The organism is Aurantimonas marianensis, from assembly GCF_024195285.1.
GTDB classification, from domain to species: domain Bacteria; phylum Pseudomonadota; class Alphaproteobacteria; order Rhizobiales; family Rhizobiaceae; genus Aurantimonas; species Aurantimonas marianensis.
In genome coordinates, this window is the sequence record NZ_JALHBS010000104.1 from 45,837 (window position 1) to 66,515 (window position 20,679).

The following is a 20,679-nucleotide window of genomic DNA, read 5'->3' on the forward strand; positions in this document are numbered from 1 at the left end:
CAACTGTAAACCTCGGAGGAATCAATCATGGGCATCCCGCAACTGCTCGTCCACGATCACAAGGACAATGTCGGTGTCGTCGTCGTGGAGGACCTCAAGGCAGGCACCGAGATGCTGTGTGTCGTGACCGCCGACAATTCCTCGTTCAAGCTGACCTGCAACGACGACGTGCCGATCGGCCACAAGGTCGCGCTCAAGGATCTTTCGGCGGGCGATACGGCGATCAAATACGGCGAGGATATCGGCCGCATGAAGGCGGACGTGAAGAAGGGCGGGCACGTCCACGTCCACAATCTGAAGACCAATCGCTGGTGATGGTTTGACCGGCAGCGGCCAAGGCTGCCGCGGCCGCCCCCCTTTTCCCTTCAGTTCAAGGAAGACGTTCTCATGCCGATCAACACCAATCGCAAGTTCATGGGCTATCGCCGCGAAAACGGTCGCGTGGGTGTGCGCAATCACATCGTGATCCTGCCCGTCGACGACATCTCCAACGCCTGCTGCGAGGCGGTCGCCAACAACATCAAGGGCACGCTCGCCCTGCCGCACTCGTATGGCCGGCTGCAGTTCGGAGCGGATCTCGACCTGCATTTCCGCACCATGATCGGCACCGGCGCGAATCCGAACGTCGCCGCCTGCATCGTGGTCGGGATCGAGCCGGGCTGGACGCAGAAGATCGCCGACGGCATCGCCGAAACCGGCAAGCCCGTCGCCGCCTTCTCGATCGAGCAGAACGGCGATCTGAAGACGATCATGGACGTCTCTCGCAAGGCCAAGGAATTCGTCCAGTGGGCGACCGAGCAGCAGCGCGTCGAATGCGACGTGTCCGAACTCTGGGTCTCGACCAAATGCGGCGAGAGCGACACCACGACGGGTCTCGGCTCCTGCCCGACCGTCGGCAACATGTACGACAAGCTGATTCCCGAGGGCATCTACGGCGTCTTCGGCGAAACCTCGGAAATCACCGGGGCCGAGCACATCTGCAAGGAACGCGCGGTCGACGCCGAGACCGGCGAGCGCTGGTACAAGATGTGGAAGGCCTATCAGGACGACGTCATCTTCGCCCACGCCACCGACGATTTGTCGGACAGCCAGCCGACCAAGGGCAATATCGAGGGCGGCCTGTCGACGATCGAGGAAAAGGCGCTCGGCAATCTGGAGAAGATCGGCCGCGAGTGTAAGTTCATCGACATTCTCGAACCGGCCGAAGCACCACAGAAGGGCAACGGCCTCTATTTCATGGATACCTCGTCGGCGGCGGCCGAATGCGTGACGCTGATGGCGGCGGCGGGCTACGTCATCCACACCTTCCCGACCGGCCAGGGCAACGTTGTCGGCAATCCGATCGTCCCGGTGATCAAGCTCACCGCCAATCCGCGCACCGTCCGCACCATGTCCGAGCATGTCGACGTGGACGTTTCCGGCATCCTGCGCCGCGACAAGACCATCGACCAGGCCGGTGACGATCTGATCGAATGCATCATGCGCACGGCGAACGGCCGGGTGACGGCGGCCGAAGCGCTGGGGCATCGCGAATTCGTTATGACCAAGCTCTATCGCAGCGCCTGAGCTGTCGTCGCCGGGTGCCTCCACGGAGCGCCCGGCGTGATACCTGTTCGGCGGCCGTCTCGTCAGAGGCGGCCGCCACCGCTTTTGTGGAGGGGAGCCCATTGCCCGAGATTGTCATTGCCGAGTTCATGGACGAGGCCGCGGTCGATCAGATCCGGGCCCGGCATGAAACCCTCTACGATCCGCAACTCGTCGATCGCCCGGACGACCTGGTCGCCGCGGTTGCCGGGGCCAGCGCCCTCGTCGTGCGGAACAGGACCAGGGTCACCGCCGCGCTGCTGGCCGCCGCCCCCGGCCTTCGCTGTGTCGGGCGTCTTGGCGTCGGCCTCGACAACATCGAGCTCGATGCCTGCAAGGCGCGCGGCGTGACGGTCTATCCGGCCTCCGGCGCCAACGACGTCGCCGTCGCCGAATATGTCGTGACCACGGCGCTGGTGCTGTTGCGGCGCGCCTATGACGCGACCGAGGACGTGATTGCCGGAAACTGGCCGCGCCAGCAATCGATCGGCCGGGAAGGGCAGGGCAAGCGTCTCGGGCTGGTCGGCTACGGCTCGATCGCCCGGCAGACGGCCGCGCGGGCGCGGGTTTTCGGCTTTTCGATCGCCGCCTTCGATCCGTTTTTGCCGGAGGGCGACGCCGCCTGGGCCGATGCCGAACGGCACGGCCTCGACGATCTGCTGCGCAACTCGGATGTGGTCAGCCTGCATGTACCGCTGACCGACGCGACCCGCCACATGATCGGCGCGCAGGCGCTGTCGCTCATGAGGGCCGATGCGATCCTGATCAATTCGGCGCGTGGCGGCGTCGTCGACGAAACGGCGTTGGCCGAGGCGCTGCGGGAGGGCAGGCTCGGCGGCGCGGCACTCGACGTGTTCGAGACCGAGCCGCTGACGGCCGAAGCGGGCCGCGTTTTCGCCGGCCTGGCCAATCTCATCCTGACGCCGCACATCGCCGGCGTCACCGACGAATCGAATGTCAGGGTCAGCCGGGTGACGGCTGACAACATCCTGCGCCATCTGGAGACGCGTTCGTGACCGGGATGCTGTCGATCGCCGAAGCCGAAACGCTGGCCTCCGAGGCGCTCCAACGCGCCTCGACCGGCCCGTCGCAGGCCGCCTCGGTTGCGCGCGGGCTCGTCGCCGCGGAAGCCGCGGGGCAGAGCGGACACGGGCTGCGGCGCCTCGTCGCCTATTGCGCGCAAGCCAGGGCCGGAAAGGTCGCCGGCGCGGTGGTTCCGCAAGCCGAGCGGACCCGGTCGGCACTGCTGCGCATCGACGCCGGCAACGGCTTCGCCTTTCCCGCGCTCGATCTCGCCGTGGACCAGCTTCCGGCCATTGTCAGGGAGACGGGGGTGGCGAGCGCCGCCATTCATCGCTCGCATCATGCCGGTGTTCTCGGCCTGACGGTTGAGCGCTTCGCCGAGGTCGGCCTCGTCGCCCTGATGATGGCGAATTCGCCGGGTGCGATGGCGCCGTGGGGTGGCACACGCGCCCTGTTCGGCACCAACCCGATCGCCTTCGCCGCGCCCTTGGGCGACCGTGAGCCGATCGTCATCGATCTGTCCCTGTCGAAGATCGCGCGCGGCAAGGTCATGGCCGCCAAGCAGAAGGGTGTTGCCATTCCCGAAGGCTGGGCGCTGGACAGTGCCGGACAGCCGACGACCGATCCCGACGCGGCGCTATCCGGGACCATGTTGCCGATGGGAGATGCCAAGGGTGCCGCGCTCGCCCTGGTCGTGGAAATGCTGTCGGCCGGACTGACCGGCGCGAACTACGCCTATGAGGCAAGTTCCCTGTTCGACGACAAGGGGCCGCCGCCGGGACTGGGCCAGTGGATCCTCGTTATCGATCCGGTGGCGATGGGCGGCGATCGCGCCGTTGAGCGTCTGGCCGCGTTGGTCGGGGAAATCAGCGCCGAGTCGGGAACCCGGATTCCGGGCCGCAAGGGCCGCGCGGCACGGCGCGAAGCCCTTGAAACCGGTATCGCCGTCGAGGACGATCTGCTGGCCGCGATCCGCGCGATGTGAGGGCGACGATCGAGGCGGTGTGATCGAATCGAAATCGATTGCGGCGCAAGTGGTCGGTCAGAATGGAATTTCGTCGTCGTCCATTTTTTCTATAGCTGAGTGGAAACCGCCACTTTGTTGCGGAGATGGGAGCGATTTGATTTGTAGGCCACCATTCAGGCGGGCAAACTCTTTATTTTCGGCTTCCTTATCTACGCCAACTAGCTTTAAAATATTAGTTATTGCTTGTGGATATACGGACGCCACGACTGCAGAATGAACGCCGAACATTCCAATGTGTGATAATATCACCATTGCCTTTTTGATATCAAAGCGACCCCTGTGCAGTTCAGAACGCAAAAGTTCTAATTTATCTAATAGATCTTTTATCTTGAATTTTGGGAGGTCGCTGTTTGATATTGCGTCACGTAATTTAGATATTTCGATTTCAATTAGAGATTTTGTTCTATTGGCGAGTTTTGCGGTGTCTTTTTGGTGAATGCGTGATTTACTCGCTCTTATTTCTGCAGTTTTAGCTACGACCTTCATGATAAATTTATCAAAATTTTCGCTAAAATCTGAGAAGCTCTCGTGAAATTGTATCTCGTCGTCCAATCCAATTGACTTGGCCGCGCCAACGATCGTGGCGACATACTCAAGTCTGATCTGGCTATCATAGATATTGTTATGAGACTGGGACGTGATTTCTGCCATGCGTCGGCGGCAAAGGCTCTCTATAGCAGCGAATTTCAGCTCATCATCTTCGGGAAGGTCATCATAATCTTCTTCCCGCATAAGCTCGTATTCCATACTGTCCTCTGCGTCGGTGGAGATTCGAGCGAAGGATATATTATTTCTCAATATCCGCTAGCATTCAATCATGTCATTGACGAGCAACGTTCGATCGATCGAGCCGTCAGTCGATGTGCGAAATTGCTCAGTCCAGCAGCTCCCGCTTGAACAGCTCATAAAGCGCCGCCTTCGCCTCGAAGCCGACGCCCGGAACGTCCGGCAGTCCGACGCGGCTGTCCCGCACCTCGGTCGCGTCGGCGAAGCCACCGAAGGGCTGGAACACGTCCGGATAGGATTCATTGCCGCCGAGATGCAGGCCGGCGGCGATGTTGAGCGACATCTGATGGCCGCCATGCGGCACCACCCGGCGGCTCGACCAGCCGTTCTCCTTCAGCATGTCGAGCGTCCGCATATATTCGACGAGCCCGTAGGAGAGGGCGCAGTCGAATTGCAGGACGTCGCGGTCCGGCCGCATGCCGCCATGGCGGATCAGATTGCGCGCGTCCTGCATGGAGAAGAGGTTCTCGCCGGTGGCCATCCGGCCGCTGTAATGGTCGGCCAGTTCCGCCTGCAGGGCATAATCGAGCGGGTCGCCGGCTTCCTCGTACCAGTAGAGATCGTAGGGCTCGAGCGCCTTGGCGTAGGCGATGGCCGTCGAAAGGTCGAACCGGCCATTGGCGTCGACGCAGAGATTTTGTCCCTCGCCGACGACGGCGAGCGCGGCCTCGACGCGCTTCAGATCCTCATTCAGCGGCGCGAGGCCGATCTTCATCTTGCAGACCCGGTAGCCGCGGTCGCGATAGGACCGCATCTCGTCCTTCAGACCCTCGATCTCCTTGCCGGGATGATAATAGCCGCCAGCCGCGTAGACCCAGACGCTGTCGTCGGCCTCGCCACCCCGGTAGCGGTCCGCCAGAAGCCGGTAGAGCGGCTTGCCTTCGATCTTGGCAACCGCGTCCCACACCGCCATGTCGATCGTCCCGACCGCCACCGAGCGCTCGCCGTGACCGCCCGGCTTCTCGTTGGTCATCATCGTCTGCCAGATCGCGAACGGATCGAGATTGTCGTTCTCGCGGTCGATCAGCGTCTCCGGATCGGCTTCCATCAGCCGCGGGATGAAGCGTTCGCGCATCAGAGCGCCCTGGCCGTAGCGCCCGTTCGAATTGAAGCCGAAGCCGACGACCGGCTTGCCGTCGCGAATCCGGTCGGTGACCACCGCGACGACGGAGCAGGTCATCTTGGAAAAATCGATGAAGGCGTTGGCGATCGGACTGGCGATCGAGACGGTCTTTTCCCGGATCTCGGTGATACGCATGATGAAGCTTTCAGGATGGAAAGACGGTGGACACTGACCGCGACAGCCGCGATCGCGGACGACCCGGCCTTAGAAGAACAGGCCGCGTGGCATCGGGATCAGCAGGACGTTGGCCATGATCAGATAGAAGCCTGTCAGGACGATGATCCCCATCGCGACCAGCATCGCGCCTTCGCGCGGCGTGACGCGCTCATGGCTGGCGACGGCCATGATGGCGAAGAAGGCGATGAGGCTGGCGACGAAGAATCCGAGGATCGGAATCAGCACGACCCACGCGGCCATGGCGACCAGAAAGCCGATGCGGCGCGGCATCGACCCTTGCGTCGGCTCCGTCTCGCTGGCCGTTCCATCGGCCGCCTCGACGGACGGGCACCGAGCCGCGATGACGAAATTGCGGACGATCAGGATCGCCGAGAACACGATCATCGCGGCCGAGATGGTGATCGGAAAAACCGAACCCATCGGCGTCATCCGGTCGGTCTGAAGGATCAGTACCACGCCGAGACCGACGAACAGGGCCGCGGCGACGGTTCCCGGAACGTCGTGCGGTTTTCTAATGACGGCCATCTCGACCCTCCGCGATGATGTCGACTTCGGACTTGCGTGCCCGCCGCGCGCCGATCGCTCCGACGATCAGGGGATAGAACAGCGTCAGCACCGAGAAGGCGACGATGGCGAGCGAAATCGGTCGGGCGAAGAACATGCCGGCGACGTTGCCCTGCGCGTTGCCGATCAGATAGCTCTGCACAAAACCCTGCTCGGCGATCTGCCCGAGCACCAGGCCGAGAACGATGGGCGAGGGAGTGAAGCCGACCCGGTTGAGGATCCAGCCGATGACGCCAAGTCCGAGCATTACGACGACGTCGTTGAGATTGTTGTGGATCGCGAAGCTGCCGATGACCGTCATGAAGGCGATGGTCGGAACCAGCGCCGCCTTCGGGATCGCGATGATGCCCTTGTAGGCGTAGCGCCCGACGAGGAGGCCAACCGGCAGCATCAGGATGGTGCCGATGAGCAGGCCGAAGATGAAGGTGTAGACGATCGACCCTTGCGTGGTGAACAGCGTCGGACCGATGCGGATGCCCTGGACGAGCAACGCGCCGAGGATGACGGCGTCGGGCGGCGTGCCGGGAATTCCCAGCACCAGCGTCGGAATGAAGCCGCCGCCGACGGTGCCGTTGTTGGCGGCCTCGGTGGCAATGATGCCGCCCGGCTCGCCCGTGCCGTAGCGCTCGGGATGCCTGGCGGAGCGGCGCGCCTCGGAATAGGAGACGAGGCTGGCGACCGACCCGCCGGCGCCCGGCAATATGCCGACGAGGGTTCCGATCACCGAGCTGCGGACGAGGTTGAACTTCTCCCGCATGACGATCGCGAAGGCTTCCTTCAGCCGATAGCCGCTGGTGTCGCTCGCGACCTTGAGGTGCGGGTCCCTGGTCGCGACGAGGTCGATCAGAACCGGGATGCAATACAGCCCGATCAGCCCGGAGACGATGTTGATGCCGCCGAGCAAGGCATGGCTGCCCATGGTGAAGCGCACGTCGGCGCCAATCACGGCGACCCCGATCATCGACATGAGCAGACCAAGACACGCCCCGATCAGGCCCTTCATGAGGTTGCCGACCGACAGCGCGGAGATCAGCGTCAGGCCGAAGACCGCGAGCCAGAAATATTCCGGCGGACCAAAGGCGAGCGCGACCCGCGCCAGCGGTGGCGCCAGGAACATCAGCATCAGCGCCCCGACGATACCGCCGGACACCGAGGCGAGGGTGGCGACAGTGACGGCCAGCGCGCCGTCGCCGCGCCTGGCCATCGGAAAGCCGTCGAAGGTGGTGGCGATGGCTGACGGCGTCCCTGGTGTGTTGACCAGGATGGCGGAATAGGAGCCGCCGTAGATCGCCCCGGTATAGATGGCGCCGAGCACGATGAGGCCGGAGGCGGGGTCCATCGTGAAGGTGAACGGCACCAGAACCGCGACGGCCATGGTCGCCGACAGGCCGGGGAGGGCACCGATGACGATGCCGGCCAGCACGCCGCCGAGCGCCAGGACGAGGTTGAACGGCGTCAAGGCCTCGGCAAGATAGACGAGCTTGTCCATGGCGATCGCTTCAATGGCATGGGAAATGGCAGGCGGAAGCGTCGACCACTTCCGCCTGGGCTCGGCCGGCGCCTATTTCTGGGCGATGCCCATCTGCTCGGCGACCGCCTGATACTGCTCGCGGCGCTCGTTCATGAACGCCTCGACCTCTTCATAGGGAACATCGATGACGACGAAGCCGCCATCTTCCATCTTCTTGATAAACTCCGGGTCCTTGTTGACCTTGTCGAGCGTGTCCGAAACCTGCTTGCGGACGTCTTCGGGGGTCGAATTCGGAACGCCCACGCCGCGATAGGCACCGCCCACCATGTCATAGCCGAGTTCCTTGAAGGTCGGAACGTCTGGAAAGCTCGGTACGCGTTCTTCGGATGCGATGGCCAGGACGCGCATCGCATCGCCTTGTGTGATGGCGGCGGTGGAATAGCTGAAGCCGGCCTGCACCTGATCGCCAAGAACGGCCGCGATCGCGGGACTTGTGCCGGAGAAAGGCACATAGGTGGTGGTGACGCCGGTAAGAGCGTCGAATTTCGTCTGCGCGACATGGTTGGCCGAATTGGTCCCGGAGCCCGAGAACGTCACCAGTCCTGGATTTTCCTTGGCGTAATTGACCAGATCCTCCAGCGTCTTGAACTGGCTGTCGGCCGGCACGACGATGGCGTCCGGCGTGTACTGGAAGAAGTAGACATTGGCGATGTCGTCGGTCTTGTAGCCGACCTCCTGCGCCATCGGCTGCAACACGATGTGGGGCAGGTTCGTGCCCATCAGCGTGTAGCCGTCGCCGTCCATGCCGTTCAGCTGCGACCAGGCTTGCGCGCCGCCGGCGCCGGCCATGTACTGAATCACCAGCGGCTGGCCGGTAATTCGCTCCCAGACCGGCTGCTGCAGCCGCGCCGCGATATCGGATTCGCCGCCGGCGTTGAACGGAATGATGTAGTTGACCGGTTTCGTCGGATAGTCCTGCGCCATTACCGAGCCGGCGGTCAGGCCGACGGTCAGGATGGCGCCTGTCAACAGTGACGTGATCTTCATTTTTGTTCCTCCCGGTGAAATTCTCTCGATCGGTGCACTCGCATTGCGGACGCTCTTCAGGCGCGGAACGGCGGTGACCGATCTTGGCCAATTTGGGACCACGGCGCTGGCAATGTCAATCATGCGTCCGACGATGTATGCAAGAAAGCGTTCGGTTTCATCGTGGAGCCGTGTAGGGTGCTGGGAAGGCTCTCGTGGCAAGAGGGAAAATCATGATGTCGAACGCCCCGACGCTCCTCGGCATTGAAAAACCGGAGCGCAAGCCGTCGCTGGTCGAAGCGGCCTATGCTGCCGTCAAGCAGGCGATTCGCGATGGCGTCTTCCCTCCGGGTTTTCAGGGTTCCGAACAGGAGATGGCACAACGGCTGGGGATGAGCCGGACGCCGGTGCATCAGGCGATCATCCAATTGCAGAGCGAGGGCATGGTCGAGCTGCGATCCAAGCGCGGCGTCGTCATCAGCGCGCTGTCGCCTGACGACATGAAGGAGGTCTATGACGTCATCATTGCCGTCGAGGGCATGGCCGCGCTGGTCTTGGCCGAGCAGCCGCGTGCGACGCGCGAGCGTGTCAGCCGCGACATGGAACGGCTGAACGCCGAGCTCGCCGAGGCTCTCGCCAGGGATGACCTTCTCGGCTGGGCCGATCTGGATGCGCGGTTCCATGCCTGCCTCGTGCACGGCGCCGGCAACGGCAGGCTGGAGCGGATCGCGACGGTCAACATCGACCAGTCGTTTCGGGCGCGCCGGCTGACCTTGCATCTGCGGTCGAAGCCGACGGGCTCCATCGCGGAGCACCAGCGTATCATCGACGCGATCCGCGCCGGCGAGCCGGGCGAAGCGCGCCAGATGGCCCAGGACCACAAGATCCGGGCACGGGACCAGATCGTGGATCTTCTGCGGCGCTATGAGATGAAGCATCTGTAACGCAGTCTTCATGCCCGGTCGCGCTCATCTGGTCAGGTCGGAAAATCCGCCGCGACCTCGCCGAGTCCGTCGATCCAGCCGCGCACCGGCGTGCCGCGTTCGATGAAGGGCATGCCGTTCAACGAGCCGGTGATGACGATCTGACCTGACTTCAGGCCGCCGCAATGTGCCCCGATCATCCGGGCGAGGGCGCAGAATGTCGCGAAGGCGTCGCCGCCCGGCACGTCGGCGCTGCCATCGAGGACGGTTTGCGAGCCGAGGTTCAGCCTGGCGCTGACCGTTCCAAGGTCCAACGCCTGCCAGTCCGCGCGGGGCGCCGCGATGACGACGGCGCCGTTCAGCTGATTGTCCGCCAGCCTGAGCAGCGGCGGTGCTGTTTCGATGTCGGTCAGGCGCGTGTCGACGATCTCCAGCGCCGCGACAGCGGAGACGCAGGCGCGCGCTCGGCACTCGAAATCCGCGCTTTCGGGGTCGGGCAGGGGCGTGTTGACGAGGAAGCCGACTTCCAGTTCGATACCGATGCGGTCGAAATCCGCGCCGCTGACGATGGCGGGGCTCCTCCACACGTCCTTTTGAAAGATCGGCGCCATGATTGGGTTTTCACCGGGGCGGCGGCCGGTCTTGAAGCCGCCGACCGGACCGACGGCCTGCGCCACGCGGCGCTGGATCGCATAGGCATCACACGCGCTGGCAACGGCGTCCGCCATCTCACCCGTGGACAATTTGGGGCCGCCATTGCGGGCCCCGATCAGCCGATCGGCGCGGTCGAGACGCGCCATTCCCGCTACACCGCGGGCCCGCGGACCGCGCCGGAAGCGAGCATGGCGTCGATGGCCTCGTCATCGTAGCCCGCCTGCGCAAGCACTTGGCGGCTATGCTGGCCGAGCAGCGGCGCGGGACGTGTGATGCCGCCGGGCGTTTCGGAGAATTTGATCGGCAGGCCGATCGCCTTCACAGTGCCGGCCTTCGGATGCTCGGTCTCGACGACCATCTGGCGGAACAGGGTTTGCGGGTCGCGGTGCATCTCGCCGACGTCGAGGACGGGACCGGCGGGAACGCCCGCCGACTCCAGCCGCTCCAGCCAGTCCGCCGATGACTGCTGCGAGAAGTAGCCGTTCAGGATATCTTCGAGCGCGGCCAGGTTCTGCATCCGGGCATGATTGGACGAAAAGCGTTCGTCGTTCGCCAGTTCCTCCGCGCCGATGACCGCCAGCATCCGCTCCCAGTTCTTCTGGTTGGCCGCCCCGACGGTGATCCAGCCATCGGCTGTTTGGAACGCCTGATAGGGTGCGTTGAGCGGATGAGCCGAGCCGAGCGGGCCCGGCGCGACGCCGGTGGCGAACGCGATCGCCGATTGCCAGTAGGTATGGGTGATGCCGGCCTCGAACAGCGAGGTGTCGACCTTCTGGCCTTCGCCGGTCTGGAGTTTCCGCGCATAGGCGCTGGCGCAGCCGAGTGCCGCGAGGATGCCGGCGGTGATGTCGGTGACCGGCGCGCCGGATTTCACCGGCGGCCGGCCCGGCCCCTCGCCGGTGATCGACATCAGTCCGCTCATGCCTTGCGCGATCAGGTCGAAGCCGCCGCGCGTCGCATAAGGGCCGCTGCGGCCGAAGCCGGAGATCTCGCAATAGATCAGGCCCGGATTGGTCTTGCGCAGATCCTCGTAGCCGAGCCCGAGCTTTTCCATCGTCCCCATGCGGTAGTTCTCGATGACGACGTCGGCCGTCTCCAGCATGCGCCGCAGGACAGCCTTGCCGTCTTCGCTCTTGAGGTCGAGGACCACGCCGCGCTTGTTGCGGTTCATCATCATGTAGGCGGCGGACTCGCCGTTGATATCGGGCGGCAGGAAGCGCCGGCTGTCGTCGCCCTCCGGCTTTTCGACCTTGATGACGTCGGCGCCCATGTCGGCGAGCATCATGCCGCAGACGGGACCGGCCATGATGTGGGCTAGCTCGATGACCTTCATGCCCTCCAGCGGGCCTTTCGCGGCGGTCGTCATTACCGGCCTTTCCACTCGGGTTTGCGTTTGCCGAGAAAGGCTTCCATGCCTTCCTTGAAGTCCTCACTCATGTAAGCCCGGATGACCAGATCACGGTCGTCGGCACCGGCCCCCTCGACACGCAGCCGCCGCAGCGCCTCCTTGGTCGTGGCAAGGGTGATCGGCGCGTGGCCGGCGAGCTGTTCGGCCAGTGCTTCGGCGCGGGCGATCAGCGCGGCGTGATCGGCCACGATCTCCGAGACGAGACCGATCGCCTGCGCCTCGTCGGCGCCCACGAGGCGCGCGGTGAAGATGACCTCCTTGGTCCGCCCCGCGCCCATCAGCGCCGACAGCCGCGACAGGTTGGCGATCGACAGACAGTTGCCGAGGGTACGGGCGATCGGAAAGCCGAAGCGCAGGTCTGCGGTCGTGATGCGGATGTCGCAGGCGGCCGCGATTCCTGCGCCGCCGCCGGTGCAGGCGCCTGATATCGCCGCGATGGTCGGCACCGGACAGGCCTCGACCGCGCCGAGGACGACGTCCATGCGGTGTTCGTAGTCGAGCGCGTCCTGATCGCTGGTGAAGCCCCGGAATTGCGTCATGTCGGTGCCGGCGGCAAACGCTTTCTCACCGGCGCCGGTGACGACGAGACATTTGACCGAGCCGTCGGTCGGCACGCTCCGGCAGATTTCGGCAAGGCCGTCATACATGGCGAAGGTCAGCGCGTTGCGGGCCTGCGGGCGGTTTAGCGTGATCCAGCCGGTGGTCCCGCGGACTTCGTAGAGGAGTTCGTTTTCGGACATCGGATCACCTGTAGAAATATTCGACGAGGAACATCGGTATCGCCGGCACGTAGGTGCTGATGATGAGCACGAAGAGCAGCACGGCGATCAGTGGCAGGTTCCATTTGGTCACCTCCCAGATGTTTGCCTTGGCGATCGAGCATGCTGTGATCAGCACCGAGGCGACCGGCGGCGTCTGCTGGCCTATCGCAAGGTTCAGCGTCACCACCAGGCCGAAATGCACCGGATCGATTCCCGCTTGGCTGATCAGCGGCGTGATGATCGGGACGACCAGGATGATCGCCGCGGCCGAATGCAGGAAGAAGCCGATGACCAGAAAGAAGACGTTGAGGATCAGCAGGATCAGGTACTGGTTGCTGGTGAGGTCCAGGATCGCCGCCGCGATGTCCTGCGGGACGCGGGCGGTGGTCAGGAACGAGCCCATCAGGACCGAGGTGGCGACGAGCAGCATGACCACGGCCGTCTGCATGCCGCCTTCCAGCATCGCTTCCTTGAGCTGCCCCCAATCGATCTCGCGATACCAGACACCCACCAGTATCGCCGCGACGACGGCGATACCGGCTGCTTCCGTCGCGGTCATGAAGCCGCCGAAGATGCCGCCGAGAATGATCACCGGCAGCGCGAAGGTCGGCAGCGCCTCGACGAAAGTGGCGCGCAGCGCCGGGAGATTGAAGGCCTCTTCGGTTGGCCAGTCATATTTGAGGGCGTAGTAGTAGGCGACACCCATCAGCCCGGCTGCACCGAGCAGCCCCGGCACGACGCCCGCGACGAACAATTGTTCGATGCTGGCCCCCGACGACACGCCATACAGGATCATCGGGATCGAAGGCGGGATGATGATCGCCAGCGAGGCCGACGACGAGGTGATCGCAGCCGCGAAGGGGGCGGGATAGCCGCGCCGCTTCATCTCGGGAATGATGATCGAGCCCATTGCCGCGACATCCGCGACCGCCGAGCCCGAGATCTCGGCGAAGAACAGCGAGACACCGACATTGACCATCGCCAGGCCGCCGCGAACGAAGCCGATGATCGCGGTGACGAAGGCGATGAGGCGCCGGGTGATGCCGGTGGCGTTCATGATCGCGCCAGCGAGCACGAACATCGGAATGGCGATCAGCGAGAAGGATTTCGCGCCCGAGTACATATCGAGCGCGATGGTCACGAGGGCGCCGGCACCGTCGGTGAGACCGATGGCAATGACCGCCGCCAGCGCCAGTGCGATGGCGATCGGCACGTTGATGCAGACCATCACGACCAGCGCGATGAAGATACCGAACATGAACATCAGGCCTGGTCCTTCTCCGGCGTTTCGCCATGCGCCATGACGGCGTGCTCGACCGAGCGTCCCGCCATCACGTCCCGCCAGTAGTCGGGCAGGCTCAGAAGTTCGGCGACGATGAACAGGATGGCGCCGATCGGGATAATGGATTGGGTCAGCGATACCGGTACCCAGGTCAGGCTGACCAGCGTCTCGCCCTCGAGAATGCTGAGCACCTCGAGTCCCGCCCAGGCGAGCAGCGCGAAGAAGGAGATCACCAGGATCTCCGCGAGGATGACCGCCGCGGCTCGCGCCCGGCGTGGCAGCGCGAGGAGTACGTCGTCGAAGCCGATATGGCCGCGCTTGAGCGCCGCTAGCGCGGCGCCGTAATAGGTGGTCCATGCCAGGAGCACCGAGGCAACCACGTCGTACCAGGAGAGCGAGGCTCCCAATTTGCGGAATACGACCGCCACCACGACCACGGTAGTGAGGCCGACCATGAGGGTAATGACCACCCAGGTCAGAACCTCGCCCAGAAGCTTCGCCATCAGGCGCAAATCGGCCTCCCGCGCCTTTTCGGGCGCTCCGTTTATCGATCATCGGTAACAGGGAACGGCCGTCCGCCGGACGGGCCGTGCAGCAATGAAGGTAGGCCGGCGGCGCGGACGCCGCCGGCCTCCGGTTTATCAGCTGGAGGCGAGCGACTGGATGTCCTCGATCAGCTTCTGGCCGCCCTCGACCTGCTGACCGAATTCCTCGTAGATCGGCTTGGATGCCTCGATGAAGGCATCCTTGTCGGCCTCGTTCACCTCGACGCCGGCTTCCTTGATCTTGTCGACCAGTTCGCCGTCGAGACGGGCCGATTCGTCATAGGCGAAGTCGCTGGCCTTGACCGCGCAGTCCTGGATGACCGTCTTGAGCTCGTCGTCCCAGCCTTCCCACTGCTTGGCCGAACTCGCCAGATAGGCCGGCGAATAGACGTGGCCGGTCATCGAGAGGTACTTCTGCACCTCCTGGAACTTGCCCGAATAGATCTGGGCAAGCGGGTTTTCCTGGCCGTCGATCACGCCGGTCTTCAGTGCCGTGAACACTTCCGAGAAGGCCATCGGCGTCGGGTTGGCGCCGTAGCTCTGGAACATCTTCACCCGCCATTCGCCCTTCGGCGTGCGCAGCTTGATGCCGTCCAGATCGGCCGGCACGGTGACCGGCCGGACGTTGTTGGTCACGTTGCGGAAGCCGTTTTCCCAAAAGCCGATGATCTGGTAGCCCTTGCCGCTGGCCGCGTCGACGAAGGTCCCGCCCATCTCGTCGCGGACCTTGCGCATGTGGTCGCGGTCCTTGATCAGATAGGGCATCTCGAAGATGCCGAAGGTCGGCGACACGGAGCTCATGATCGAGGACGGAATCGAGAAGGCGATCTGTCCGAGCTTGAGCTTTTGCAGCATCTCCTCGTCGTTGCCGAGCTGCGACGAGCCGTAGACCTCGACGCTCGCCTTGCCGCTTTCATTGACGCATTCGGCGAAGTTGTTGCCCGTCGATTCGTAGAGCGATCCCGGCGCGCCGACATGGCCCAGCTTCAGGACCTCCTGGGCGTTCGCGCTCGTTCCCCAAAGCGCCGCGGCCGCGGCGCCCATCATCAATGTGCGAATGTTCATTGTCTTTCCTCCCGGTTGCATTCGGACGGGCGGTTTCTTCCGCCCGATTCTTACTCTGCCGCTTGTTGCGCCTGCCCCTCCGTCGCCGAGGCGAGGACTTCCATCGCCGCCTCCACGCCGCCCGCCTCGTGCCGCACGCCCGCTATCCGCAAGCCCATCTCCACGCCCCCCAGCGTACCGACAAGCATGAGATCGTTGAAGTCCCCGAGATGGCCGATGCGGAAAATCTTGTCGGCCACTTTCGACAGGCCGGCGCCGAGCGACATGTCGAAGCGCTCGAGGATCGTCTTGCGGAGCGCGTCCGCGCCCTTTTCGCCGGGCATCAGAACGGCGGTCAACGATCCCGAATGGTGCTTGGGTTCGACGCAGAGCACGTCGAGGCCCCAGGCGGCGACAGCGGCGCGCGTTGCCGCGCCGTGGCGCTGGTGTCGGGCGAAGACGTTGTCGAGACCTTCCTCGTGCAGCATCTCGATTGCTGCATCGAGGCCATAGAGCAGGTTGGTCGCCGGCGTATACGGAAAGAATCCGTTGGCGTTGGCCGGCAGCATCTCGTCCCAGGCCCAATAGGATTTCGGCAGCCTCGATGATTTCGAGGCCTCGATGGCCTTCTCGGACAGCGCGTTGAACGACAGGCCGGGAGGCAGCATCAGGCCTTTCTGCGATCCGCCCACGGTGACGTCGACGCCCCATTCGTCGTGGCGGTAGTCGATCGAACCGAGCGACGAGATCGTGTCGACCATGAGAAGCGCCGGATGGTTCGCCGCATCGATGGCCTTGCGGACGTCGGCGATGGGCGACACGCAGCCCGTCGAGGTCTCGTTATGGACGACGCAGACCGCCTTGATCGTGTGAGCCGTGTCGGCGGCGAGACGCTCGCCGATCGCCGCCGGGTCGGCGCCGTGACGCCAGTCCCCCCCGATGAATTCGGTCTTCAGATCAAGGCGTTCCGCCAGTTTCTTCCAGAGACTTGCGAAGTGACCGGTCTCATACATCAGCACCAGATCACCGGGCGACAGCGTGTTGACCAGCGCCGCTTCCCAGGCGCCGGTCCCCGACGCGGGATAGATGATGACGGGGTGCTTGGTCTGGAAGATCGTGCGGATGCCCGAGAGAACCCGCTTGCCCAAAGCCTGAAAGTCCGGGCCGCGATGATCGATCGTGGGACCGTCCATCGCCCTCAATACCCGATCGGGAACATTGGTCGGTCCAGGGATCTGTAGGAAATGCCGTCCCGGTCGATAGCTCACGATCATCCCCCCTCGGATCGTGACGCCTTGTCGCATCCGATCCCTTTCCTGCCATGCGCTCTTGCCGGCGCAACTGAATTCCGGTCATATTGAATTATGAATTCATTATTTCTGTCAAGCGGCGAATGGCGCTTTCCCGGAGCGGAGATCTGGAATCGTGAATGAGATTATCCGGCCGGGCCTGTTCCGCAGGCTGTCGAAAGAGATCGCCGGGGAGGTGCTGTTCGATCGCTTTTCGCGCGGGCGTTACGCGACCGACGCGTCGATATACCAGATCATGCCGGCCGGCGTGGTGGTCGCGAGGACGACCGACGACGTCGCCGCGGCCCTCGACGCGGCCCGCGAGGAGGGACTGCCGCTGACGATGCGCGGCGGCGGCACGTCGCAATGCGGCCAGACCGTCAATTCCGGCCTCGTCATCGACACCTCGAAATACCTGAACCGCGTGCTGGAGCTTGATGTCGAAGGCAGGCGCGCGCTGGTCGAGCCGGGCATCGTCCTGGACGACCTCAATCGCTTTCTGAAGCCGCATGGCCTGTGGTTTCCGGTCGATGTTTCCACCGCCTCCCGGGCGACGATCGGCGGCATGGCCGGCAACAATTCCTGCGGCTCGCGCTCGCTGCGTTACGGCACGATGCGCGACAATGTCATCGCCATCGAAGCGATTCTGGCCGACGGCACCGAGGGCCGCTTTGCCCAGCTCGATCAGGATACGTCCAACGAGCCGCCGCGCGAGTTGATCGCCGCTATGCTGGCGCTCGGGCGGCGCGAGGCCGACGAGATCGAGGCGCGGTTCCCGAAGGTGCAGCGCCGGGTCGGCGGCTACAATCTGGATGCGCTGATGCCGGCGGCCGAGCCGATCAATCTCGCCCATCTCCTGGTCGGCTCCGAAGGCACCCTCGGGATCTCGACGGCCATCGAGATCGCGCTGTCGCCGCTGCCGAAGAGCACCAGGCTGCTCGGCGCCTGCCATTTCCCGAGCTTCCGGGCGGCGATGGAGGCCGCGCAGCACATCGTTGCGCTCAAACCCACCTCGGTCGAGCTGGTCGATTCGACCATGATCGCGCTCGCCCGCGAGATCGCCATGTTCCGGCCGACCCTCGAAGCCTTCGTCGAGGGCGACCCGGCGGCGCTGCTGCTGGTCGAATTCGCCGACGAGGCGGACGAGAACGACCGCGGCATGGAGGCGCTGCGGGACGTCATGAGCGGTCTTGGCTACGGCTTTGGCAAGGGAGGCGAACGAGAAGGCGGCGTCGTCGCGGTCAAGGACGCCAAGCTGCAGGCCGCCATCGCCGACCTGCGCGCCGCGGGCCTCAACATCATGATGTCGATGAAGGAAGCGGGCAAACCGGTCTCCTTCGTCGAGGACTGCGCGGTGCCGCTCGAACACCTGGCCGATTACACCGACCGGCTGACCGCGATCTTCGAGCGCCATGGCACGCGCGGCACCTGGTATGCTCATGCCTCCGAAGGCTGTCTGCATGTCCGCCCGGTGCTCAACGTCAAGCTGGACAAGGATGTCGCGACGATGCGCGCGATCGCCGATGAGGCCTTCGCGATGGTGCGTGAGTACAAGGGTTCGCATTCCGGCGAACACGGCGACGGCATCGTCCGCTCCGAATTTCACGAGGCCATGTTCGGCTCGCGCATCGTGCGCGCTTTCGAGGAGGTTAAGGCGGCTTTTGATCCGTCCGGGCTGCTCAATCCCGGTAAGATCGTCCATCCGCCGAAGATGGATGATCGCAGTTTGATGCGCTACCCGCCGGGCTACGCGGTCGAGGAGATCGCGACGGCCTTCGATTGGTCGGCCTGGCCGGGAGCGGCGGGCGGATTCCAGGGCGCTGTGGAGATGTGCAACAACAATGGCGCCTGCCGGAAGATGGCCGGGGCCGTCATGTGCCCGAGCTACCGCGTCACCCGGAACGAGAAGGACGTGACCCGCGGCCGCGCCAACACGCTGCGCCTGGCGCTCTCCGGCCAGCTTGGCCCTGATGCGCTCGCCTCCGACGAGATGGTCGAGACGCTGAAACTGTGTGTCTCCTGCAAGGCCTGCCGCCGCGAATGCCCGACCGGCGTCGACATGGCGAAGATGAAGGCGGAAGTGCTCTATCAACGGGGCAAGGGGAAGGGCTTTTCGCTGAAGGATCGGCTGATCGCCGGGTTGCCGCGCTATGCTCCGGTGGCGGCGCGGCTGACGGACTTGCTGGCGCTGCGCGACCGTGTTCCCGGACTTGCCGCGCTGTCGGAGCGCCTCTTCGGTTTCTCCCGTCGTCGGACGCTGCCGGTCTTTCGGCGGGACTGGTTCCGCGACGAGGAAGGGCGGGGTGGCGAGATTCCGGCGGACGCTCAAGAGCGTCGCGTGGTTCTTTTCGCCGACACCTTCGGCCGCTGGTTCGACCCCGAGACTCTCCGCGCGGCCGTCAAGGTGCTCCAGGCGGGCGGCTACCACGTCGAGATCGCCAGTCTCGGCGGTGGCGAGCGGCCGCTGTGCTGTGGCCGGACCTATCTCGCGGCGGGCATGGCGGATCGTGCCAGGGAGGAGGCGCGGCGCACCATCGCCGCCTTGCTGCCGCACGTGCGGGCGGGCCGGGCCATCATCGGGCTCGAGCCGTCCTGTATCCTGACGCTGCGCGACGAATTCCTGGCATTGGTGCCGGGCGAGGACGCCGAAGCCGTTGCCGCCGGCGCGATGCTGTTCGAGGAGTTTCTCGTCCGCGAAAGTCGGGCTGGCCGCCTGTCCTTGCCGCTCGGGCCGCTGGACCGGAAGGCCTGTCTGCACGGACACTGCCACCAAAAGGCGTTCGGCGCGATGTCCGCGGTCGAAGCGGCGTTGCGTCTGATTCCAAAGCTCGACTTGGCGATCATCGAATCGTCCTGCTGCGGGATGGCCGGCGCCTTCGGCTACGATGCCGAGACGATCGACGTGTCGTTGGCAATGGGCGAATTGTCCTTGCTGCCTGCCGTGCGAAGCGCGCCGGAGGATGCGATCATCGTCGCCGACGGCACCTCCTGTCGCCACCAGATTGCCGACGGCGCTGATCGCAAGGCGGTTCACGTCGCCGAGGTTCTGGCCGGCGCGCTGGACCGGCCGGCCACGGCGGCGTAGCAGCAGGCATCCCGACCGCCGCCTGTTGCGGGAGGATAAGGATCGAGCGCGGTGGCCCCATGGTCGACCGCCACAGTGCGCGGGACAATGAGACATGAGCCTTGCCGACCTGAACCCCGACGGCTTCGTGACGCGTCCCGCGCTGGCGGTCGAACTCACCGACCGAATGCGCCGGATGATCATGGAAGGCGAACTGACGCCGGGCGAGAAGGTGCCGGAGAAAGCGCTGACCGCACGCTTCGGCGTCTCACGCACGCCGATCCGGGAGGCTCTGAAGGTCCTGGCTCACGAAGGGCTCGTCCAGCTCATTCCGAACAGGGGCGCCGTCGTGTCGCGGCAGACGCTGGCGGAACTCGCGGAATTGTTCCCCCTGATCGCGGCGCTGGAAGGTCTGGCCGGCGAGCTCGCGGCCGAGCGGGCGTCCGAGCCCGATATAGCGGCGATCGGGGATCTGACACGGCGGCTTCGTCAAACCTACGAGACCCACGACCGCCCGGCTTATTTCGAGATCAACCAGGCGATCCACGGTGCCATCCTGGCTGCTGCCGGCAATCCCACCCTCATTCAGCACCACGCCATGGTGGCGCGTAGGGTTTACCGGGCGCGCTACCAGGCCAATCTGACGCCCGAGCGATGGCTTGCCGCGACCCGTGAACATGAAGCGATCCATGCCGCGCTGGCAGCCCGGAACGGCGCGCTTCTGGGGCGGTTGATGAAGGAACATCTCCAGCACAAGCTGCAGACGCTGGTCGCGATCAGCGACGACTGAGCCGACGCGATCAACCTTGCCGGGGCGGGCGGTGCCTGTCACATCCTTGACCGCTGGCGGGCCAACTCTGGCCATGAAGCGGGCCATACCGACGCTTTGGGGTAGAGCTGACCTCGGCCTAGCCCGCCACGGATTTTT

At 64.4% G+C, this 20,679-nt stretch carries 19 protein-coding genes; 7 read left to right on the forward strand and 12 right to left on the reverse strand.

Features of this window, described 5'->3' with window-relative positions:
• Positions 1-27: 27 nt before the first annotated feature.
• The 4 genes from MJ956_RS16245 (at position 28) to MJ956_RS16260 (ending at position 3,592) form a co-directional block, all read left to right on the forward strand.
• Complete coding sequence (locus tag MJ956_RS16245; RefSeq protein ID WP_253965482.1) at positions 28-315, forward strand: UxaA family hydrolase; 288 nt, start codon at positions 28-30, stop codon at positions 313-315.
• A gap of 72 nt (positions 316-387) precedes the next feature.
• Positions 388-1,566, forward strand: coding sequence for a UxaA family hydrolase (locus MJ956_RS16250; protein WP_253965483.1), 1,179 nt, complete (start codon positions 388-390; stop codon positions 1,564-1,566).
• 101 nt (positions 1,567-1,667) lie between these two features.
• The gene (locus MJ956_RS16255; protein WP_253965484.1) at positions 1,668-2,600 is read left to right on the forward strand and encodes a hydroxyacid dehydrogenase; all 933 of its coding nucleotides are present in this window, start codon (positions 1,668-1,670) and stop codon (positions 2,598-2,600) included.
• Between the two features lie 5 nt (positions 2,601-2,605).
• Positions 2,606-3,592: an Ldh family oxidoreductase gene (locus tag MJ956_RS16260; protein WP_253965544.1), complete on the forward strand. Its 987-nt coding sequence runs from the start codon at positions 2,606-2,608 to the stop codon at positions 3,590-3,592.
• A 57-nt stretch (positions 3,593-3,649) separates the two neighbouring features.
• Here the strand turns inward: MJ956_RS16260 and MJ956_RS16265 are convergent, their stop codons facing one another.
• The 5 genes from MJ956_RS16265 to MJ956_RS16285 all read right to left on the reverse strand — a co-directional run bounded on the left by MJ956_RS16265 (position 3,650) and on the right by MJ956_RS16285 (position 8,802).
• On the reverse strand, positions 3,650-4,381 hold the full coding sequence (locus MJ956_RS16265) for a hypothetical protein (protein WP_253965485.1): 732 nt from the start codon (positions 4,379-4,381) through the stop codon (positions 3,650-3,652).
• A 127-nt stretch (positions 4,382-4,508) separates the two neighbouring features.
• Complete coding sequence (locus MJ956_RS16270) at positions 4,509-5,678, reverse strand: mandelate racemase/muconate lactonizing enzyme family protein (protein ID WP_253965486.1); 1,170 nt, start codon at positions 5,676-5,678, stop codon at positions 4,509-4,511.
• A gap of 69 nt (positions 5,679-5,747) precedes the next feature.
• A complete protein-coding gene (locus MJ956_RS16275; protein ID WP_253965487.1) occupies positions 5,748-6,245 on the reverse strand; it encodes a tripartite tricarboxylate transporter TctB family protein in 498 nt (165 codons plus the stop codon).
• On the reverse strand, positions 6,232-7,773 hold the full coding sequence (locus MJ956_RS16280; protein WP_253965488.1) for a tripartite tricarboxylate transporter permease: 1,542 nt from the start codon (positions 7,771-7,773) through the stop codon (positions 6,232-6,234). The genes MJ956_RS16275 and MJ956_RS16280 overlap by 14 nt, the downstream gene beginning before the upstream one ends.
• Positions 7,774-7,845: 72 nt before the next feature.
• Entirely contained in the window at positions 7,846-8,802 is a 957-nt protein-coding gene (locus MJ956_RS16285; RefSeq protein ID WP_253965489.1) for a Bug family tripartite tricarboxylate transporter substrate binding protein, read from the reverse strand.
• 215 nt (positions 8,803-9,017) lie between these two features.
• On the opposite strand from MJ956_RS16285, the gene MJ956_RS16290 reads away from it, so the two are divergent.
• A complete protein-coding gene (locus MJ956_RS16290; protein ID WP_253965490.1) occupies positions 9,018-9,725 on the forward strand; it encodes a GntR family transcriptional regulator in 708 nt (235 codons plus the stop codon).
• A gap of 32 nt (positions 9,726-9,757) precedes the next feature.
• On the opposite strand, the gene MJ956_RS16295 is transcribed toward MJ956_RS16290, so the two are convergent.
• The 7 genes from MJ956_RS16295 to MJ956_RS16325 all read right to left on the reverse strand — a co-directional run bounded on the left by MJ956_RS16295 (position 9,758) and on the right by MJ956_RS16325 (position 16,666).
• Positions 9,758-10,504, reverse strand: a complete 747-nt coding sequence (locus MJ956_RS16295; RefSeq protein ID WP_253965491.1) for a hypothetical protein — start codon at positions 10,502-10,504, stop codon at positions 9,758-9,760.
• A gap of 5 nt (positions 10,505-10,509) precedes the next feature.
• Complete coding sequence (locus MJ956_RS16300) at positions 10,510-11,724, reverse strand: CaiB/BaiF CoA transferase family protein (RefSeq protein ID WP_253965492.1); 1,215 nt, start codon at positions 11,722-11,724, stop codon at positions 10,510-10,512.
• Positions 11,724-12,506, reverse strand: coding sequence for an enoyl-CoA hydratase/isomerase family protein (locus MJ956_RS16305; RefSeq protein WP_253965493.1), 783 nt, complete (start codon positions 12,504-12,506; stop codon positions 11,724-11,726). Before MJ956_RS16305 ends, MJ956_RS16300 begins: the two co-directional genes overlap by 1 nt.
• 4 nt (positions 12,507-12,510) lie before the next feature.
• Positions 12,511-13,791: a TRAP transporter large permease gene (locus tag MJ956_RS16310; RefSeq protein WP_253965494.1), complete on the reverse strand. Its 1,281-nt coding sequence runs from the start codon at positions 13,789-13,791 to the stop codon at positions 12,511-12,513.
• On the reverse strand, positions 13,791-14,312 hold the full coding sequence (locus MJ956_RS16315) for a TRAP transporter small permease (RefSeq protein WP_253965495.1): 522 nt from the start codon (positions 14,310-14,312) through the stop codon (positions 13,791-13,793). The genes MJ956_RS16310 and MJ956_RS16315 overlap by 1 nt, the downstream gene beginning before the upstream one ends.
• A 138-nt stretch (positions 14,313-14,450) precedes the next feature.
• Entirely contained in the window at positions 14,451-15,419 is a 969-nt protein-coding gene (locus MJ956_RS16320; protein WP_253965496.1) for a TRAP transporter substrate-binding protein, read from the reverse strand.
• A 50-nt stretch (positions 15,420-15,469) separates the two neighbouring features.
• On the reverse strand, positions 15,470-16,666 hold the full coding sequence (locus MJ956_RS16325) for a pyridoxal-phosphate-dependent aminotransferase family protein (protein WP_253965545.1): 1,197 nt from the start codon (positions 16,664-16,666) through the stop codon (positions 15,470-15,472).
• A gap of 157 nt (positions 16,667-16,823) precedes the next feature.
• On the opposite strand from MJ956_RS16325, the gene MJ956_RS16330 reads away from it, so the two are divergent.
• Both MJ956_RS16330 and MJ956_RS16335 read left to right on the forward strand, forming a co-directional pair.
• Positions 16,824-19,772: an FAD-binding and (Fe-S)-binding domain-containing protein gene (locus tag MJ956_RS16330; protein ID WP_253965497.1), complete on the forward strand. Its 2,949-nt coding sequence runs from the start codon at positions 16,824-16,826 to the stop codon at positions 19,770-19,772.
• A gap of 94 nt (positions 19,773-19,866) precedes the next feature.
• Positions 19,867-20,541 (forward strand): GntR family transcriptional regulator, encoded by a 675-nt coding sequence (locus MJ956_RS16335; protein WP_253965498.1) that lies wholly within the window; start codon positions 19,867-19,869, stop codon positions 20,539-20,541.
• Positions 20,542-20,679: the final 138 nt, after the last annotated feature.